This window comes from Aneurinibacillus aneurinilyticus ATCC 12856 (genome assembly GCF_000466385.1).
GTDB lineage: Bacteria > Bacillota > Bacilli > Aneurinibacillales > Aneurinibacillaceae > Aneurinibacillus > Aneurinibacillus aneurinilyticus.
On record NZ_KE952930.1, the window covers coordinates 1 to 739 of the forward strand.

A 739-nucleotide genomic window follows, 5' to 3' on the forward strand; every position below is an offset into this window, starting at 1 on the left:
ACCCTGTACCGCTGGGTAACAGAGGTTAAAAAAGATGGAGATCAGGCCTTTCCGGGTAGCGGAAACCTGAAGCCAGAAGAGAAATCCCTTCGGGATCTTAAAAAGAAAATTCGAGATCTGGAGGAAGAGAATGAGATTCTAAAAAAGGCCATGCACTACTTCGCAAAAGACCGGCGTTAGTCTATGCTTTCATTCATAAACACCGCTTCAAACTCCGTGTCGCGAAGATGTGCGCTATCCTCAACGTTTCCAGAAGCGGATACTATGCATGGACTACACGCAAGGAAAGTGAGCGAAGCAAGCGCCGAAACAGGCTGGAGGTGCAGATTCGTCGTGTCTTCTTAGAGTCACGCCGTCTCTATGGAAGCCCGAAGGTTACTCAAATCCTACGGCAGCAGGGCGTTCAGGTGTCAGAGAAAACGGTGGCCCGTATCATGAAAGAGCTTGGCTTGAAATCCCGTACCGTCAAGAAGTACAAGGCTACGACCAACTCCAGGCACAACCTACCGGTTTACGATAACGTACTCGCTCAGAAGTTTAGCGCCCAGGCACCCAATCAGGTGTGGATGGCAGACATTACATACATTCCTAGCAAAGAGGGCTGGCTATATCTAGCGAGCATCATGGACCTGTATACACGAAAGATTGTCGGTTGGCACATGGATAAACGGATGACGAAAGAACTTGTATTGGAGGCGCTAGATCAGGCCTATCGCCGTCAACGGCCGCAGGACGAAGT

The 739-nt window shown here is 49.8% G+C and carries 1 pseudogene; it reads left to right on the forward strand.

From position 1 onward, the window contains the following. Positions 1-739, forward strand: a pseudogene (locus HMPREF0083_RS28610) (IS3 family transposase); the annotation flags it as partial.